Raw genomic sequence first — 17,960 nt, 5'->3', positions numbered from 1 at the left:
TTTTTTGTATCGCTATTTCAGAACGGGACAAATTATAAATAAAAAACGACTCAATAATTGAGTCGTTTTTTATTTTGTATAGTTTTAATTTTCAACTAAAATTTTTAATTGATTTTGAATAAATACTTGACTCAAATTATTATTGAGTTCATTATATTTTGATTTTAACACTTGATTTTTAGACGATTTGTAAACAGAAGCATCAACTTTATCAAACTTATATTTTGTTTCTGTGGTTTCAAAAGATTGTTCAGAAGTTTTTACAATTTCAATTAAAGAATTGGTCAAATCTTTCAATAAATTTAATTTTTTTATTTCAAGATTAACGAGATCATTTAATCGTTTTTCCTCTTTATCTTTTTGCACTTCATTTAATTGTAATTCAATTTTTTTCAATTCTCGTTGTTGCGCTGTATTTCCTCTCGAATAAATTGGAATAGAAAGATTCAATCCAATATATTGACTTTTGTTGTCTTTTAATTGATTTCCAAACTGAAAATTAGTATCCGCCAAACTCTTAATTTTCTGCGCATAAAAAGTTCCGTAAGAATAATTCAAGAAATTTCTTTGTATTTACGTTCGATTGTGTAAGATGAAAGCGCAAACAATCCAAATAATGCGATTGTAATCACAATAACATTTAGAATTTTGAACATTTTCTCTTGTTTTGTGTAATTCTCATACGAACGAGCAAATTGCTTATCAACAAATTCATATTCAAATGGATAATCTTGATTAACTTTAGCTTTCCAAAACGTTTCAATGTTATCGATGGTTTCTTTTGTATCTTCTGTGTCTATTTTAATCAGTATATTTTGAAGATTGGAAGGCATCCACTTTACAACTTTAAAATGAAAAAAACATCATTGGTCTAATCTTAGCCTGTGGCTCTCCCAAATTAAAATCTTTTATTACTCCAACCAGTTTTAATTTTTGATTATTCCAATCGAACTCGTCATTTAACTTTAATGTTTCTCCAAAATGTTTTTTTGCGGTTTCATTAATAAGAACACTGGAAATTGTATCAGATGAGATTTTAGGATCTAAATCTCGTCCTTCTTTTACTTCAATTTTCATCATGTTTAGAAAGCCAAAGTCAATCGCCATATTATCTGTTACCAATTGTTTATCTTTTACTCTAAAACTTGTGTTGGATATTGCTCCACCGGAACCAAACTTAAATGCCGTTGCATTAATGCTTTGTACGCCTTTAATTTTTGCTAAATCTTGCTGGAAACTTTCGTAAAAATTGAACTTATTTTCTCCTAAATCCTGTCTTTTAAACGGAATACTAATCACTTGATCTCCTGAAAATCCCAAATCTTTTTTTGCAATATGATTCATTTGTTGAATAACAAGAGTTCCAGCTACAATAAAGAATGTAGCAATAGAAAATTGTAAAATCAACATTCCATTTCGTAACCAAATTCCATTCTTGCTTCTTGAAAAATTCCCTTTTAGAACGTTAAGCTCTTTAAAATTTGACACATAAATGGCAGGAAAAATTCCGGCAATAATCACAACTACAATGAAAATCGCTACAAGATATGGGATAAACGGGATAATTTCTATTTCCAGGTTTTTGTCAATCAGCTGATTATAACTGGGTAAACCTACTTCAACCAAAGCCAAAGCAACCACAAATGCCAAAACAGTTGTAATGGTTGTTTCTACAATAAATTGGACAACAATATTTCGTTTGGTTGCTCCAACCACTTTTCTGATTCCTACTTCTTTTGCTCTTCTAATTGCTTGTGCAGTGGAAAGGTTAATATAATTGATGATGGATAAAATTAAAATCAGATAAGATAATCCCAGGTTAATCTGTAAAAACAGTTTGTTTCCCATTCCTTCCGGAAGTCTTGAAACTTTGGCATTTAATCTCGAATCTTTTAAAGGCTGTAATTGTACTTTAACAGGTTCGTATATCTTTGAAAATTCTTCTACTGAAACTCCTTCTCGTTGCGCATTTTTAACTGTATTATTCTCATAAAATAATTGTGTAGCCAGTTTCTCTACTTCTAGTTTGTCTGCAGGATTTTTAAGCTTTATAAATAGTCCTGTGCCATAATTTCCCCAGTTATCCTTAATATCCTCTAAACGTGAATAAATATTAGAAATAACCATTTTAGGTTGAAAGCTTGTGTATTTTTCTGCTTTAAAAACACCATAAATCGGCATCTTTATTCCATCATATGTTGTCAAGATTTTCCCTACAGGGTTTTCTTTACCAAAGATTTTGATTGCTTCACTCTCTTCTATTGCAACACCATATCTGTTTTTGCGAAAATCATCTACACTTCCTTTTATAAACTTGAATGGAATAAAATCAAAAAAATTCTGATCTGTACTAGTAATTCCAGTAACATAAACTTTTTTATTATTGACGTAATAAGTTTCTTGCCCATACCAACCTTCAAACCAACAATAACTTTCTATCTTATCTGATTTTTCTTTTAAGTAACGAGGCAAAGGTTCAACACTTGTAGGCCAAGTTTCTCCACCTCTCTGAAATACAGTTAATGTTTCAAATACGCGACCAATATTCGGATTCCATTGATTGTAACTCGTTTCATCTTTCCAATATAAAGTCGAAAAAATAACACCAGCAATTCCGATAGCTAAACCAAGAATTGTAAGAAATGTAAACCCTTTATTCTTGATCGTATTTCTTAAGTATATTTTAAGCCAATTTTTTAGCATTGAATTTAAATTTTAGTTTTCTCAAAAACATTTACATTTTTCTGATTCATTTTTTCAGAAAGAATTTCACCATCTTTCATGGTAATAATTTTATCAGAGTAAGCCGCATCATGAGCCGAATGTGTCACCATCAAAATTGTAGATCCTTGCGCATGCAAATCGGTCAAAAGCTCCATGACTTCATTTCCATTAATACTATCCAAATTTCCTGTTGGTTCATCAGCCAAAATTATTTTAGGATTAATCACTAAAGCTCTTGCTACTGCAACACGTTGTTGCTGACCACCAGAAAGTTGCTGTGGATAATGTTGCAAACGATGGACAATGTTTAATTTTTCGGCAATTTCTTGCACTCGTTTTTTTCGTTCCGAGTTCGAAACTTTAGAATAAATCAAAGGTAATTCGATATTATCATAAACTGATAATTCATCAATTAAGTTGAAATTTTGGAAGATAAATCCTATGTTTTCTTTTCTAACTTGAGAGCGTTTCGATTCGTTTGCATTAGACATTTCAAGGTTATTCAAGGTATAACTTCCTCCATTGAAAGAATCCAATAATCCAATAATATTCAATAAAGTTGATTTTCCACAACCTGAAGGGCCCATAATGGAAATAAATTCTCCAGAATTGATTATTAAATTAATCTCATTCAACGCTTTTGTTTGAATATCTTCTGTGATAAATATTTTTGATAAGTTTTCTATTTTAATCATGATGTTATTTTTTTAATTTATTTTTTGTCATTCCGAACATAGCTTTTAGCGAAATGAGGAATCTGTATTTTATAGATTTCTCGATAAGCTCGAAATGACAGCTAAAATTGTGTGTTATTATTTTTTTATCGTTAATTCTTGTACTTCTTTATAATCTTCGTAATTCGAAATAATTACTTTTTCATTTACTTTTAATCCTGAGGATATCTCATAAACACTCGGATTTTCTCTTCCTAATTCAATTTTTCTTCGTGTTGCTTTATCATTATTAACAACAAAAATCCACTTCCCTTGTGTGGTTGTATAAAAGGAACCTTTCTGAATCACTAATTTCTTCTCTTTCTCGGATAAAATCAATTTTACTCCTACGGATAAACCTTCTTGTAAATTTTCAGGAATTTTATCAATAAATTCTAATTCTGTTTTAAATTTTCCATTTTTTATTTCTGGAGAAATCTTAGTCACTTTCACTTTTATGATTTTTCCTTTAATTTCGATTTGTCCATATTGATTTTCTTGAATTCTATCCAAATAATATTCATCTACCATTGCAACTAATTTATAACCGCTTAGAATATCCACTTTTCCTATGCTTTTTCCTGCTTCTATTGATTGTCCTAATGTCGCTTCAAAAGAACTTAAACGACCAGTTTCAGGTGCTAAAACCAAGAAATTTTGTTTGTTTTTCCGAAGCGTTACTAGACTTTTTTGCATGATAGCTAAAGCTTCATTAATTTGCTTTAATTGAATCGAATTTGATTCACGTTCCTTTACCAAACTTTTTTGAATAATTGCTTTTCGTTCTTGCTGATAGCGCATTTTTTCCTTCGTATTCTCCCACTCATTTTTCGCTAACACTTCCCTATCATACAGTTTTTGATTCAATTCATAATCTAATTTTGATTGATTAAAATCGTGTTCAATTCCTACAAAATCCTTTGATAAATCCAATTCTTGATTCCGAATAGATAGTTTTGCAACATTTAATTGATTCATTTGTTCGATAATTGCCGTTTCTTGCGTCAAAAAATTAAGTTCCGTATTCGGATTATATAATCGTGCAATTGGCAAACCTTTTGTAACCATTTCTCCATTTTCTACAAATATTTCTTGAACAGAACCACCTTCTATCACATTGATAAAGATTGAATTAATTGGTTCTATTTGTGCCTGAAAAACAACAAAATCTTCAAAATAATCTTCAGAAACGTCTTTTATCATCAATTCATTTGCACTTACAGTTAAAGCTCGTGGTCGATTCATCAAATAAAAACTCGAACCTCCTAAAATTATGGTTGTCACAGCAATTATTCCAAGGCGTTTATATTTTTTATTTTTTTGATTGATTTTCGTATCCATTATTTATTAAATTTACCAAACAGCCGTTTATTTATGGTTATTTTACTAATTATCAATACGTAATAAATGTGCCCAAAATTTATAATTTCTTAAAGTATTGAAATCAATTCTTTTAAAAAATTATATAAAAAATAGACTGTCCGAAACCGAACACTTATTTGTTCAGAAACGGACACATGACAAAATTGAATATGAAGAAAACTTTAGCCACTATACTGATTTTAGACGATCAAGAAGAAATATTAATTGCAAGTCGACTACTTTTGAAACGTCAATTCGAAACAATTATCACTTGTTCTGATCCTAAAAAGATTCCTCAAATCTTGGTAGAAAATGAAATTGATGTTGTTTTAATGGACATGAATTTTAGAACAGGTTATGAAGATGGAAAAGAAGGAATTTTTTGGCTGAAAGAGATTCAACATGCGCAACCAAAAACGAAAGTAATTTTGATGACTTCCTATGGAAGCGTGGAAACTGCGGTTGAAGGTTTAAAATTGGGTGCGATTGATTATATTTTAAAACCTTGGGATAATGATAAATTGGTTGATCTTATAAAAGAAGCGATAAAACTGCATAGAAAATCGAAGCAAATAAAAGAACCGAAAGAAAATAAGTTGTTTTATGGAAATTCTCCGAGTATCGAAAAAGTGTATAAAATCACCAATAAAATTGCAAAAACTGAAGCAACAATCTTGATTTTAGGCGAAAATGGAACGGGAAAATCAGTTTTGGCAAAATCAATTCATGAAAATTCTACTCGAAATACAGAAAAATTCATTCATGTTGATTTAGGTTCTTTGAATGAGAATTTATTTGAAAGTGAATTATTTGGATATAAAAAAGGTGCATTTACTGATGCGAAAGAAGATACAATTGGTCGATTTGAAGCTGCAAATAATGGAACAATTTTTTTAGATGAAATTGGGAATTTACCAAATCATTTGCAAGCAAAACTTTTGCAAGTTATTCAGAATAAAGAAATTATTCGTTTAGGAGAAAGTTTACCAAGAAAAGTTGATGTTCGTATAATTGTTGCTACGAATGCACATCTTGAAAATGCAGTAAAAGAAGGTCATTTTAGAGAAGATTTATATTATCGAATTAATACAATTTCGGTTACAATGCCGAATCTTAGCGAACGAAAAGAAGATATTAAACCTTTGATTGATTATTTTTTAGAACTTTTTGCTGATAAATATGAGGTCGAAAAACCATTTATTAATGAACAAATTTTGTATCAATTAGAAAACTACGATTGGAACGGAAATATTCGGGAATTACAAAATAGAATTGAACGTGCAGTTATTTTGGCTGAAGAAAATGAAATTACGATTGAAAATTTAGGTTTCACAACATTTATTCCTCAAAGAATAACAGATAATTCGAATAATTTGAACGAAATAGAGCGAAATAAAATTGTAGAACGTTTACACTTTTTTGAAGGAAATATTAGTAAAACTGCCGAAAATTTAGGCGTTTCTCGTGCAGCTTTGTATCGAAAATTAGAAAAATATAACATTACGAATTATAAATAATGAAACGCAATTCTCTTATTTTTCAGTTAGTATTCAGAATACTTTTTTTAGCATTTCTTTTGTTCATGCTAGCTTTTCTTGGAATCAAAAATTATTGGTTTTCATTTACATTTGTAGGCATTATTTTAATTACTTCGTTTACAGAATTAATTCATTTTTCTAAAAATTATCTTTCTAAAAATCAGAAAATTATAGATGCTTTATTGTACAATGACTTTAGCTTAAATATTAATCAAAATCAATATAAAAAAGACAATTCAGCATTAAAATTATATCATAAAATTAAAGAAGAACATGTTTTAAATTCGTCTAAAGAAATCATTTATCATCAATTATTGAATGCAGTTCCGTTTGGCTTTTTGATTCTTAAAAAAGAAGAAAATGATCGAAAAATTATATTTATCAATCATCATTTTCAAAAGATATTTAGCGTTCCAAAATCAAGTTCGTGGAATTATCTAAAAAAATTGATTCCACAGTTTTGTGAAACTTTAGAAAATAAAGAATTTGATGATTTTAAAAGTACAATTGACATACAAATTAATGATGAAGAGCGACAAACTTATCTGATTCAGAACACAAAAACGTTGATTGCTCATGATGAATATGCGATTATTTTTATTGATTCGATTCAGCGCGTGATTGATTCCACTGAAAAAGAGGCTTGGATGAATATTATGAAAGTTATTGCGCATGAAATCATCAATTCTTTGACGCCTATTTATTCATTAGCAAATACCACAAAAACTTATTTTGAAGCGAATCATTTAGACAAAAATGATTATGATGATATTCGTTTGAGTTTGGATACAATTATGAATAGAAGTCAGCATTTACAGACGTTTGTAGAGCAATATCGTAAATTGACCATGTTACCAAACCCTGTTAAATCGTTACAAAATTTGTATGAAATTGTCCAAGGAATTGAACAATCTTTTTCGGCTGAATTTCATCAAAAAAATATTGTTTTTCAGAATTTAATTCCACAAAATATTGAAGTTGAAATTGATCGAATTTTGTTTGAACAAGTTTTGATTAACTTAATCAAAAATGCGGTTTATTCATTAGAAAATGTAGAAACTAAATCAATTGAAATTTCATCAAAACAAACCGATAATCGATTGCAAATTATTATTCAAGATTCTGGACAATTGATTGATGAAGAAATCATTTCCAAAATATTTTTACCTTTTTATACAACACGAAAAGACGGTGCAGGAATTGGTTTAACACTTTCCAAAAACATTATAGAAGCGCACAAAGGTTATTTGTATTATCAACAAAATGATGACGTAAAACGTTTTAATATCATCTTAAAGTAATTGGTAAAAAGTGTAACTTTAACCTCTAATTATATAATACTTTCTCGCCAAAATCTTTGGAAATTTGTCCTATAAAATTACTGTTATGAATGCACAAACACTTACTATACCGATTATCAATTTGAATTCAGAAAAAAATGTTGAATTAATCAATAAATTACTTTCTGAAATAGAAAATCTTGATGAATATACTGTGAATTTAAACGCTAAAACGATTAATGTTTCGGCAAAAAAATTATGGAAAGTTTCCCCTAAAATCTATGAAACTTTAAAGCAAAATAACTTCAAAATAGATTCTGTCGAAAAATCATATCCCGTTCTCAATATGACGTGTGCTTCGTGTGCGAGTAGTTCTCAAGCGAATCTTAATCGTCAGTTGGGCGTTGTAAATGCGGAGGTGAATTACGGAAATGGAATGGGAAAAATCGAGTACATTCCTACTCTTGTTTCTCCAGAAAATTTGAAAAATGCTTTAGTAGAAGTTGGCTATGATTTGGTGATTGATGAGTCTAAAAATCAAGATGAAGAAATAGAACAACTTCACGAAGAAAAATATAAAACGCTGAAAAATAAAGTGATTTGGGCGCTAATATTTGGAGTTCCTTTATTTATTATCGGAATGTTTTTTATGGATATGCCTTACGGAAATTACATTATGTGGGCACTTTCTACGCCAATTCTTTTTATTTTTGGACAACAATTTTTCGTCGGTGCTTGGAAACAATTGAAAAATAAATCGGCTAATATGGATACTTTGGTTGCTTTGAGTACTAGTGTAGCCTATCTTTTTAGCGTTTTCAATACATTATTTCCAGAATATTGGCACAGCAAAGGTTTACACGCGCATCCTTATTTTGAAGCTGCTGGTTTAATCATCGTTTTTATCTTGATTGGTAAATTGATGGAAGAACGTGCGAAAGGAAATACTTCCGAAGCGATCAAGAAATTAATCGGATTACAACCTAATACTGTGTTGGTTGTGAAAGATGGAAATCAAGTTGAAGTGAAAATTGAAGATGTACAAATTGGTGATTTGATTGTTGCAAAACCTGGAGATAAAATTGCGGTTGATGGAATTATTGTTTCGGGAGAATCTTTTATCGATGAAAGTTCATTGACAGGAGAGCCAATTCCGGTCGAAAAAGGAATTGATTCGAATGTTTTTTCAGGAACTTTAAACCAAAATTCTCCTATTCAATATAAAGCCTTGAAAGTAGGGAATGATACACTTTTGGCTCAAATTATTCAATCGGTTAAAAATGCACAAGGAAGTAAAGCGCCAGTTCAACAATTGGTAGACAAAATTGCAGGTGTTTTTGTTCCGATTGTAATTATTATTGCAATTCTAACGTTCATTACTTGGTTAGTTTTAGGTCAAGAAAATGCTTTTACAATGGCACTTTTATCGATGATTACTGTGCTTGTCATTGCATGTCCTTGTGCGCTTGGATTGGCTACGCCTACCGCAATTATGGTTGGAATGGGAAAAGGTGCTGAGCAAGGAATTTTGATCAAAAATGCCGAAAGTTTAGAATTAGCGAAGAAAATTGATACAATTATTTTAGATAAAACAGGAACAATTACCGAAGGAAAACCGAAAGTACAAGAATTGATTTGGTTTGATGATTCTGCTAAAAATGTACTTTATACAATCGAAAATAATTCACAACATCCTTTAGCAAAAGCGATTACAGAACATATTGGTAAACAAGATGTTTTACCTGAACTAAAAATTGAAGATGTATCTGGAAAAGGTTTGAAAGCTAATATTTTAGATAATGTTTATTATGTTGGAAAAACAAGTTGGATAACTGAATTAAATATTCAGATTGATGAAAAGGTTAAACAAGCTATTCAAGATTTTTCGACTAAAAATTATACCACTTCTTTCTTTGGAAATGATGAAAAAGTTTTGGGATTAATTGGAATTTCAGATGAAATAAAAGCAACTTCTGTTGAAGCTATTAAAGCTTTTCATGAAAAAGGAATTGAAGTTTGGATGGTAACTGGTGACAACGAGTTTTCGGCAAATGCAATTGCAAAACAAGTCGGAATTGATCAAGTTGTCGCAAATGCTTTACCAAATGATAAAATGAATATTATCAAAGATTTGCAACAAAAAGGTAAAGTTGTCGCTATGGTTGGTGATGGAATTAACGACAGTGCAGCTTTGGCTCAGGCAGATGTTTCGATTGCAATGGGAAATGGTTCTGATATTGCAATTGATGTGGCAGAAGTTACCTTGATTGGCGGAGATTTGACAAAAATCGATCATGCGATTAATCTTTCAACGCAAACGGTCAAAACAATTCATCAAAATTTATTCTGGGCATTTATTTACAATGTAATCGGAATTCCAATCGCTGCCGGAGTACTTTATCCAATTAATGGATTTTTGTTAGATCCTATGATTGCCGGCGCTGCAATGGCTTTGAGTAGCGTAAGTGTTGTAACAAATAGTTTATTGTTAAAGTATAAAAAGATTTGATAATCTCTAAAATATTCATAAAAAAATCGACTAAATATTTAGTCGATTTTTTTATGTTTTATAACAAACGATCATCCCAATTATAATCTTCTAATTCTTTGATTTTAACCTTCGAAGCAAAATCAGGATGTTTTGTATTGATTAAATAATTATACTCTTTTGGAATAATTGAAGATGGAACTTTCATCACCAAATATTTAAAAGCCTGATACCAAGCAGAACCAATTTCTTGTAACTCGGGATAAGCCTCTACAGATTGCCAATTTTTAGGTAATTTAGGCTTCTTAATTTCATAAATCTCATCTTCTTCGCAATCAATTTCTATCACTAATAATTTGTACGAATTATCAATGCTAATAGAACTTCGATGCACCACCAATTCTAAGGTTGAGAGCGCACGAGAACTTCCCGTATAAATAACAAATTCATCATTTTTATTCCATCTGTTGGCAACTCCAGAAGCTTGTAATGATTTTGAATATCTCGCTTTACGAATATTGAAAACTAACATTATTACACGTTTTCTCCGTACTCTATCGCAGTTAAACGATTATCGATAAATTTGAGACCTGAAACTGTATCAAGAAAATCTGCTGGCGATTTTTTATCTAACAAAACATTAGGCGTTGTTAACCATTTCTCAAAATCATCTTTTGTATTGAAAACCTCCAAACCGTGCTTGTATAAAGAAATCAATAAAACAATATGCTCTTTTGTATTGTCTTTAAGAGATACATCTTTTGTTTTGTAATTTCTGTAGGTACGCGTTGTGATATTTAACCAACTTGAGATTATTTCGTCTTTTAGCGTTGATAATTCATCAAGATATTGAATGTATTTTTGATCAATATTATAACGATTTACGTAAAAATAAACACTCGTAAAATCTCTTACTTCAGGGATTTCATTTATGATTTGTTCGTATTTTTTTAGTTTAACAGTTGCCATAATTCTAAACTTTTACTAAAGTTACAATTTTTCCTCTTAAGAAAGGAACTTTTTCTCAAATTTAAATAAATTTAACAAAAAAAGAGGTTACCTAAGCAACCTCTCTGTGATATAATGATTTAAAAATTTCTTATTTCAAAGAACCAACCATATCTTCTGGTTTCACCCATTCGTCAAATTCTTCCGCAGTTACATATCCTAATGCAATAGCAGTTTCTTTTAACGTAGAGTTATTTTTATGAGCTGTTTGAGCAATTTCTGCAGCTTTGTAGTAACCAATTTTTGTATTAAGCGCTGTAACCAACATTAATGAATTATCAACTAATTCTTTGATACGGTTATAATTTGGCTCGATACCTTGAGCACAATGCTCATCAAAAGATACACAAGCATCTCCTAATAAACGTGCAGATTGCAAGAAGTTTGCAGCCATAACTGGTTTGAAAACATTCAATTCGTAATGACCTTGAGTTCCACCAATTGTAATCGCAACATCGTTACCCATAACTTGAGCAGCAACCATTGTTAACGCCTCACATTGAGTAGGATTTACTTTACCTGGCATGATAGAAGATCCTGGTTCGTTTTCTGGAATGATAATTTCTCCAATACCTGAACGAGGTCCAGAAGCTAACATACGAACGTCATTAGCAATTTTGTTTAATGAAACAGCTAATTGTTTCAAAGCTCCGTGAGTTTCTACGATTGCATCGTGAGCAGCTAATGCTTCGAATTTATTTTCTGCTGTTACAAATGGATGTCCTGTAAATTCAGCAATGTATTTAGCAACTAAAACATCGTATCCTTCTGGCGTGTTAAGACCTGTACCTACAGCAGTACCACCTAAAGCAACTTCAGATAAATGTTCTAATGTATTTCTTAAAGCTTTTAAACCGTGGTTTAATTGAGCTACGTATCCAGAAATTTCTTGACCTAATGTTAATGGCGTTGCATCCATTAAGTGTGTACGACCAATTTTTACAACAGATTTAAACTCTTCTGCTTTTTTAGCTAATGTATCACGTAATTGCTCAACACCTGGAATTGTTACTTCAACAACTGCTTTATAAGCAGCAATGTGCATTCCTGTTGGGAAAGTATCATTAGAAGATTGAGATTTGTTAACGTCGTCATTCGCTTTAAGAACTGGTTCACCTTCTCCAATTTTGAATCCAGCTAAAACTTGCGCACGATTAGCAACTACTTCGTTCACATTCATATTAGATTGAGTTCCTGAACCTGTTTGCCAAATTACTAAAGGAAATTGATCATCTAATTTTCCTGCTAAAATTTCGTCACATACAGCCGCAATAGCATCACGTTTTTCAACAGGTAAAACACCTAATTCAGCATTTGCATAAGCAGCAGCTTTCTTTAAGTATGCGAAACCTTCTACAATTTCGTGAGGCATAGAAGCCGCAGGACCAATTTTAAAGTTGTTACGAGAACGTTCTGTTTGAGCACCCCAATATTTATCTGCAGGAACTTTTACTTCCCCCATGGTGTCTTTCTCAATTCTGTATTCCATTTTGGTATTTTTTATTATTTATTATTGTTTACTTATCTCACAAATTTAAGAAATCGTTTGATGAAAGAAAAGTGATTAATGTTAGTATTTCTATAAATTTTATTTACTAAGTTTGTATCACATAAAAATAAAATCATGATTCAATTTTTAGGTTTCTTATTATTCTTAACAATCGCTTTATGCGGATTCTGGGGTATCATCTTTTTTGCAACGATGGCTATTTCTTGGATTCCATTTTGGGTTGCGAATTTAAGAAAAGAAAAAGCAGGAATAGTAACAGCAGAAGATCCTCGTCCGATTTTACCAAATCAAGAAGGAATCACAGTATTATTCAAAAAATAATAAGCTGTTAAAAAAATTTAAAAGGAACTTGACGAAGTTCCTTTTTTTATTTATTCTACCTTCGAATCTTCTTCATAATTTCCTTCCAAATAATTTTTCAAACTAATTCGGATAATTTCTGTCCAACCAGCTTCAAAACTTTCGCGAGAAAAATTCTTATCATCAGGCGGAAAAGTTTCAATTCCTTCATGAATCAGCGTTAATTTTGTTTGCGGAACAATTTCATCTGTTAATTCATCCAAAATAAATGTAACAACAGAATTTCCTTCGTAGACAGGATATTTCCACGTATAAGCTAATAATTTAGTTGGCTCTACTTCTACTATTTTACAATGATGTAAATATGATCCGCCATAAAACTCAAATTCAAATCCAACTTCTGGAACAAACTTCTCAATATCAAAATACCATTTATCAAAAGCAGCTTTTGTTGTTAAGGCATTCCACACTTTCTCAATTGAAACATCAAAAATTTCTACTATTTCTACAGGCTTTGCACTCATACTCTATTTTTTTATGATTTTGTTTAATTTACTAATTTTTTAATTATTATTTAAATTTAGCCCAAAATTTAATTGTTACATTTGCTATTGTAAAATTTTTAAAATGAAATTTAATAAGACTTTTTTAAGTGTTTTAGGATTATTTGCCGGTCTTTCGCTATATGCGCAACAAGAGGTTAGCCGTCCAAAACTAGTAGTTGGTATCGTTGTCGATCAAATGCGATGGGATTATTTATATCGTTACCAAGATAGATATTCTACAGGAGGTTTCAATCGTATGTTAAACGAAGGTTTTAGCAACGAAAATACCTATATTCCTTATATACCTACTTATACAGCTATCGGTCATAGTACTATTTATACAGGTTCTGTACCTGCTATTCATGGAATTGCTGGGAACGATTTTATCATTCAAGCAACAGGACAAGAAATGTATTGTACGCAAGATGACGCTGTAAATGGGGTTGGTACTTCTTCAAAAGCTGGAAAAATGTCTCCAAAAAACTTGTTGACATCTACAGTTACTGATCAATTAAAATTAGCAACTAATTTTCGTTCAAAAGTATATGGAGTTTCGTTAAAAGATCGTGGAGGAATATTACCTGCAGGTCATTTTGCTGATGCTGCTTTTTGGTTTGAAGGGGAATCTGGAAATTGGGTTTCGAGTACTTTCTATATGAATGAGTTGCCAAAATGGTTGCAAAAATTCAATGATAAAAAAGTTGCTGAAAAATATTTAGACAAATGGAATACACTTTATCCGATTGATACGTATGTACAAAGTGAAAAAGATGGAAATCCATACCGCGAAAATTATAAAGGATTAGATAAAATGCAATTTCCTTATGATTTGAAAGCGCTGAAAAAAGACAATGGTTTAGGTTTGATTCGCTCTACTCCTTTCGGAAATTCGTTGACAAAAGATATCGCAATCGAAATTATTGATAACGAAAAATTAGGTCAAAACGAGAAAGGAATTACAGATTTCTTAGCGGTTAGTTTCTCTTCTACTGATTATGTTGGACATCAATTTTCTCCAAATACAATCGAAGCTGAGGATACTTATTTGCGTTTAGATAAAGATTTGGAACAATTATTTAATCATTTAGATCAAAAAGTTGGAAAAGGACAATATTTAGTTTTCCTAACTGCTGATCATGGTGGAGCTCATAATCCAAAGTATTTCCAAGATAAAAAAGGTAATGCAGGATACTTTCCAACTGGAGAAGTAAAAAAAGCATTGAACGCTAAATTACAAGAGAAATTCAAATCTACTGATATTGTACGCTCATTGACAAATTATCAGGTTCATTTGAATTATCAAACGATCGAACAAAATAAATTAGACGAAGAAGATATCAAAGAAGAAATCGTAAAGTTTATGCAAAAAATTGATGGTGTTTCTTTCGTAGCTGATATGGATAAAATTGGAGAAGCTTCTATTCCTGCGATTATCAAAGAACGAATGGTTAACGGTTACAATCGTAAACGTAGCGGTGCTATTACTTATATTTTAGAACCACAATGGTACGGCGGAAAACAAAATGCTGGAGGAACAACACACGGAACTTGGGGGGCTTACGATGCTCACATTCCATTTGTTTTGATGGGTTGGGGTATAAAACATGGTAAAAATAATAACCGTGTTTATATGACAGATATCGCACCTACAGTTGCCGCTTTGCTACATATAGAAGAGCCAAACGGAAATATTGGCGAACCAGTTTCTGAAGTAACAAATCCAAAATAATCTTATAAAAGATAATTCTAAAAACGCAACTTAATTAGTTGCGTTTTTTTTTGTTTCTATAATTATTATTTACTCTATTTCAATTGTTTAAATTTTATAATTAAAGAAATTAACGATTAACATCTATAACATTATTTTGATAAATAATAAGCTCATATTATTGATAATGAGAAAAATATAAATAAGAGGGGGTAATGAGGGATTTGTTTTAAGAGGAAAATCAGCATTTTTCGTTGATTTGTAATAGAAGATAATTATACAAAATCATGAGAAATTATAGAACGTTATAATATTCCAAAAACAACATTGTATAAATGGATAATTTTTAATATTCTGCACAATATTAGTAAAAGAGTATAATTTTCTCCAATTAAATTAATAACTTTAATATTCTAAATACATCATAATGAAAAAGACTTTTTTAAGTAAATTAACTTTGACATTATTTTCTACCAACCTATTTTTTTTTATTATCTCCACAACTAGATGCTTGCACAAGAGTTTGTCTATAAAGGTCCAGAAAATACTGTAATCACAGCTCGTTCTATGGATTGGAAAGATGAAATTGATGCAAATATTTGGGTTTTTCCTAGAGGTATAGATCGATCTGGCAACGTTGGAAATGCTTCGGAAAAATGGACTTCAAAATACGGAAGTGTAATTGCAAGTGCTTGGGACATTGCGACAACAGATGGCATGAACGAAAAAGGACTTGTTGCGAATGTTTTGTGGTTAGTAGAAAGCCAGTATCCTCAATTTAATCCAAAAGGAACAAAGCCAGGTGTTACAATTGCAGCTTGGGCACAATATGTTTTAGATAATTATGCTACAGTAAAAGAAGCTGTAGATGATTTGAGAAAAGAAAAATTTGTAATTGTTTCTGACTACATTCCAGGTACTCAAAAATTTACAACTTTACATCTTTCAATTTCTGATGCAAATGGAGACAATGCAATTTTCGAATATGTAAACGGGAAATTAAAAATACACCATGATCCTTCTTATACAGTAATGACAAATTCTCCAGTTTTTGATGAGCAATTAGCAATTAATCAATATTGGAAAGGGATTCCAGGAACAATTATGTTACCAGGAACTAACAGAGCTGCTGATCGTTATGTAAGAGCATCATATTACATTAATGCAATTCCGCAAACCGCTGATACTCGCACTTCTACTGCAAGTGTTTTTAGTGTTATCAGAAATGTATCGGTTCCGTTAGGAATTTCTTCAGAAGCAGAACCTAACATATCGTCTACAAGATGGAGATCAGTTTCTGATCATAAAAATCTTGTTTATTACTTTGAAACTACAAAAACTCCAAATACATTTTGGGTTGATTTAAAGAAAATTGATTTTGGTAAAAATGCAAAAACAAAACGATTAAGCGTAAGTAAAAATGAAACGTATGCTGGCGAAACTTCACAACTTTTTAGTGATACAAAACCATTTACATTTGTTGGAATTTAGATCGAAAAATTAATCAATATTTTTCTTGCAAATAGTTCTAAATCAACATTCAATATGATTGCCAATAACAAACATTTTATATCTGCCTTTTTATTATTAGGATCTATTGTTTATGCTCAAAAATCAAATGATACAATTGATATTTCGATAAGACCTTACACTAGTTTGAGAGGTCATCTTGCTGTGCATGATAAAGTAATGGAGCTACAAGAAAATGCCTCTCGTGCTGGAATTGAAATTAATCTAAAAAAAGGAAATATTGCATTTGTAGCTGGTATTGAACTCCAAATTAATATGTTCAAAGGTAACTCGTCGTTTAATGTTGATGGAAATTTAGATAGTGATCTTTTGACAATTGTTTCAGAACAAAAACAACAAGTTTTTGGTAATCGCTTGGGTTACTTAGGTATTGATTTGTCTAAATATGGTAAAATAACATTTGGTAAACAATGGAGTGTTTACCGTGATGTTACAGCTTATACAGATCGTTTTAATGTATTTGGAGGACGCGCTTCTGCAACTTTTACAGGTGGAACAGATGGTGGTTTGCTAGGAACAGGACGAGCAGATCAATCAATAATTTATAGAAATAAAATTAAAGCTTTTCAATTTGGTGCTCAAATCCAAACAAAAGGTGGAAATGATGATAAGATTATTGATGGTTTTGGTTTTTCAGCTCAATTAGAATTAAATCAAAATATTAGTATTGGAGCTGCATTTAACCGTGCTTTTATAGCTCAAAACTTAATTGATGATAATCATATCTTAGGTTTATCAGGACATCCAACTTTTTATTCAATTGGTTTAAAATATACGAGTAAACAATTTGATGTTAGTCTACTTGGAATTTTACAGCAAAATGGTGATTTTATACCTATTTCATATCAATCTGAAAATACAATTAATCCTTCATATGTTTTTGATGCAAAAGGTTTTGAGACAGCGTTGAAATATAAACTAAATAAATTTTCAATTTTAGGAGGTTATAATTTATATGTTCCTGAAACAAAGAAATCTGTAGAAAATATAATCATTGATAAAAATTTCAGACGAAGTGATTTCATTACAGGATTAGAATATTATCCGATGAAATATGTACAATTATATACAGAACAGCGTATCTCTTTTGGTAAAAATTATATTGGTAAAAAAGAACAAAGTGTTTTTACATTGGGAATGAAACTAGATTTATCTAGACAATTTAATAAGAAACTTAACCTATAATAAAACCACAACTAACTTAACTTTTCTCTCTATCATTTGAAATAATTAATAAAACGAAACTTAAAAAAT

The 17,960-nt window shown here is 30.6% G+C and carries 15 protein-coding genes and 1 pseudogene; 7 read left to right on the top strand and 9 right to left on the bottom strand.

From position 1 onward, the window contains the following. Positions 1 to 84 precede the first annotated feature (84 nt). The 5 genes from B4J88_RS00365 to B4J88_RS00345 form a co-directional block, all read right to left on the bottom strand. Positions 85 to 558, bottom strand: a complete 474-nt coding sequence (locus B4J88_RS00365) for a TolC family protein (RefSeq protein ID WP_286494825.1) — start codon at positions 556 to 558, stop codon at positions 85 to 87. Further along, positions 555 to 833, bottom strand: a complete 279-nt coding sequence (locus tag B4J88_RS00360; protein ID WP_291065829.1) for a hypothetical protein — start codon at positions 831 to 833, stop codon at positions 555 to 557. The genes B4J88_RS00365 and B4J88_RS00360 overlap by 4 nt, the downstream gene beginning before the upstream one ends. A 13-nt stretch (positions 834 to 846) precedes the next feature. Further along, a complete protein-coding gene (locus B4J88_RS00355; RefSeq protein WP_291065828.1) occupies positions 847 to 2,703 on the bottom strand; it encodes an ABC transporter permease in 1,857 nt (618 codons plus the stop codon). 5 nt (positions 2,704 to 2,708) lie between these two features. After that, the gene (locus tag B4J88_RS00350) at positions 2,709 to 3,419 is read right to left on the bottom strand and encodes an ABC transporter ATP-binding protein (protein ID WP_286494823.1); all 711 of its coding nucleotides are present in this window, start codon (positions 3,417 to 3,419) and stop codon (positions 2,709 to 2,711) included. Positions 3,420 to 3,536: 117 nt separating this feature from the next. Continuing rightward, a complete protein-coding gene (locus B4J88_RS00345) occupies positions 3,537 to 4,778 on the bottom strand; it encodes an efflux RND transporter periplasmic adaptor subunit (protein WP_291065826.1) in 1,242 nt (413 codons plus the stop codon). A gap of 191 nt (positions 4,779 to 4,969) precedes the next feature. Between B4J88_RS00345 and B4J88_RS00340 the strand changes: the two genes are divergently transcribed. The 3 genes from B4J88_RS00340 (at position 4,970) to B4J88_RS00330 (ending at position 10,126) form a co-directional block, all read left to right on the top strand. Beyond that, positions 4,970 to 6,316, top strand: coding sequence for a sigma-54-dependent transcriptional regulator (locus B4J88_RS00340; protein WP_291065831.1), 1,347 nt, complete (start codon positions 4,970 to 4,972; stop codon positions 6,314 to 6,316). A 65-nt stretch (positions 6,317 to 6,381) separates the two neighbouring features. Next, a complete protein-coding gene (locus tag B4J88_RS00335) occupies positions 6,382 to 7,638 on the top strand; it encodes a sensor histidine kinase (RefSeq protein WP_291065824.1) in 1,257 nt (418 codons plus the stop codon). 85 nt (positions 7,639 to 7,723) lie between these two features. After that, positions 7,724 to 10,126 carry a heavy metal translocating P-type ATPase gene (locus tag B4J88_RS00330; RefSeq protein WP_291065823.1) on the top strand — a complete coding sequence of 801 codons (2,403 nt, stop codon included), beginning with the start codon at positions 7,724 to 7,726 and terminating at the stop codon, positions 10,124 to 10,126. Positions 10,127 to 10,184: 58 nt separating this feature from the next. Here B4J88_RS00330 and B4J88_RS00325 read toward each other — a convergent pair whose 3' ends face one another. The 3 genes from B4J88_RS00325 to fumC form a co-directional block, all read right to left on the bottom strand. Beyond that, a complete protein-coding gene (locus B4J88_RS00325; RefSeq protein WP_038334179.1) occupies positions 10,185 to 10,637 on the bottom strand; it encodes an RES family NAD+ phosphorylase in 453 nt (150 codons plus the stop codon). A gap of 2 nt (positions 10,638 to 10,639) precedes the next feature. Continuing rightward, positions 10,640 to 11,074, bottom strand: coding sequence for an antitoxin Xre/MbcA/ParS toxin-binding domain-containing protein (locus tag B4J88_RS00320; RefSeq protein WP_038334185.1), 435 nt, complete (start codon positions 11,072 to 11,074; stop codon positions 10,640 to 10,642). Between the two features lie 130 nt (positions 11,075 to 11,204). Beyond that, the gene (gene fumC / locus B4J88_RS00315) at positions 11,205 to 12,602 is read right to left on the bottom strand and encodes a class II fumarate hydratase (protein WP_038334188.1); all 1,398 of its coding nucleotides are present in this window, start codon (positions 12,600 to 12,602) and stop codon (positions 11,205 to 11,207) included. A 135-nt stretch (positions 12,603 to 12,737) separates the two neighbouring features. Between fumC and B4J88_RS00310 the strand changes: the two genes are divergently transcribed. Further along, complete coding sequence (locus B4J88_RS00310; protein ID WP_038334195.1) at positions 12,738 to 12,944, top strand: hypothetical protein; 207 nt, start codon at positions 12,738 to 12,740, stop codon at positions 12,942 to 12,944. A gap of 50 nt (positions 12,945 to 12,994) precedes the next feature. Here the strand turns inward: B4J88_RS00310 and B4J88_RS00305 are convergent, their stop codons facing one another. Beyond that, entirely contained in the window at positions 12,995 to 13,447 is a 453-nt protein-coding gene (locus B4J88_RS00305; protein ID WP_038334197.1) for an SRPBCC family protein, read from the bottom strand. Positions 13,448 to 13,550: 103 nt separating this feature from the next. Between B4J88_RS00305 and pafA the strand changes: the two genes are divergently transcribed. The 3 genes and pseudogenes from pafA to B4J88_RS00290 all read left to right on the top strand — a co-directional run bounded on the left by pafA (position 13,551) and on the right by B4J88_RS00290 (position 17,891). After that, on the top strand, positions 13,551 to 15,197 hold the full coding sequence (gene pafA, locus B4J88_RS00300) for an alkaline phosphatase PafA (RefSeq protein WP_291065820.1): 1,647 nt from the start codon (positions 13,551 to 13,553) through the stop codon (positions 15,195 to 15,197). 482 nt (positions 15,198 to 15,679) lie between these two features. Beyond that, positions 15,680 to 16,667, top strand: a pseudogene (locus tag B4J88_RS00295) (linear amide C-N hydrolase); the annotation flags it as partial. Positions 16,668 to 16,721: 54 nt separating this feature from the next. Beyond that, positions 16,722 to 17,891, top strand: coding sequence for a porin (locus tag B4J88_RS00290; RefSeq protein ID WP_286494816.1), 1,170 nt, complete (start codon positions 16,722 to 16,724; stop codon positions 17,889 to 17,891). Positions 17,892 to 17,960: the final 69 nt, after the last annotated feature.

The sequence above is a fragment of the Empedobacter sp. UBA5036 genome (genome assembly GCF_002415215.1).
Taxonomy (GTDB): domain Bacteria; phylum Bacteroidota; class Bacteroidia; order Flavobacteriales; family Weeksellaceae; genus Empedobacter; species Empedobacter falsenii_B.
This window is presented reverse-complemented; position numbering and strand designations above follow the sequence as displayed.

Bases quoted from the DNA above. Each gene is read 5' to 3' on its own strand.
- B4J88_RS00360 (WP_291065829.1), bottom strand. From the start codon at position 833: ATGCCTTCCAATCTTCAAAATATACTGATTAAAATAGACACAGAAGAT.
- B4J88_RS00355 (WP_291065828.1), bottom strand. From the start codon at position 2,703: ATGCTAAAAAATTGGCTTAAAATATACTTAAGAAATACGATCAAGAAT.
- B4J88_RS00350 (WP_286494823.1), bottom strand. From the start codon at position 3,419: ATGATTAAAATAGAAAACTTATCAAAAATATTTATCACAGAAGATATT.
- B4J88_RS00345 (WP_291065826.1), bottom strand. From the start codon at position 4,778: ATGGATACGAAAATCAATCAAAAAAATAAAAAATATAAACGCCTTGGA.
- B4J88_RS00340 (WP_291065831.1), top strand. From the start codon at position 4,970: ATGAAGAAAACTTTAGCCACTATACTGATTTTAGACGATCAAGAAGAA.
- B4J88_RS00335 (WP_291065824.1), top strand. From the start codon at position 6,382: ATGCTAGCTTTTCTTGGAATCAAAAATTATTGGTTTTCATTTACATTT.
- B4J88_RS00330 (WP_291065823.1), top strand. From the start codon at position 7,724: ATGAATGCACAAACACTTACTATACCGATTATCAATTTGAATTCAGAA.
- B4J88_RS00325 (WP_038334179.1), bottom strand. From the start codon at position 10,637: ATGTTAGTTTTCAATATTCGTAAAGCGAGATATTCAAAATCATTACAA.
- B4J88_RS00320 (WP_038334185.1), bottom strand. From the start codon at position 11,074: ATGGCAACTGTTAAACTAAAAAAATACGAACAAATCATAAATGAAATC.
- fumC (WP_038334188.1), bottom strand. From the start codon at position 12,602: ATGGAATACAGAATTGAGAAAGACACCATGGGGGAAGTAAAAGTTCCT.
- B4J88_RS00310 (WP_038334195.1), top strand. From the start codon at position 12,738: ATGATTCAATTTTTAGGTTTCTTATTATTCTTAACAATCGCTTTATGC.
- B4J88_RS00305 (WP_038334197.1), bottom strand. From the start codon at position 13,447: ATGAGTGCAAAGCCTGTAGAAATAGTAGAAATTTTTGATGTTTCAATT.
- pafA (WP_291065820.1), top strand. From the start codon at position 13,551: ATGAAATTTAATAAGACTTTTTTAAGTGTTTTAGGATTATTTGCCGGT.
- B4J88_RS00290 (WP_286494816.1), top strand. From the start codon at position 16,722: ATGATTGCCAATAACAAACATTTTATATCTGCCTTTTTATTATTAGGA.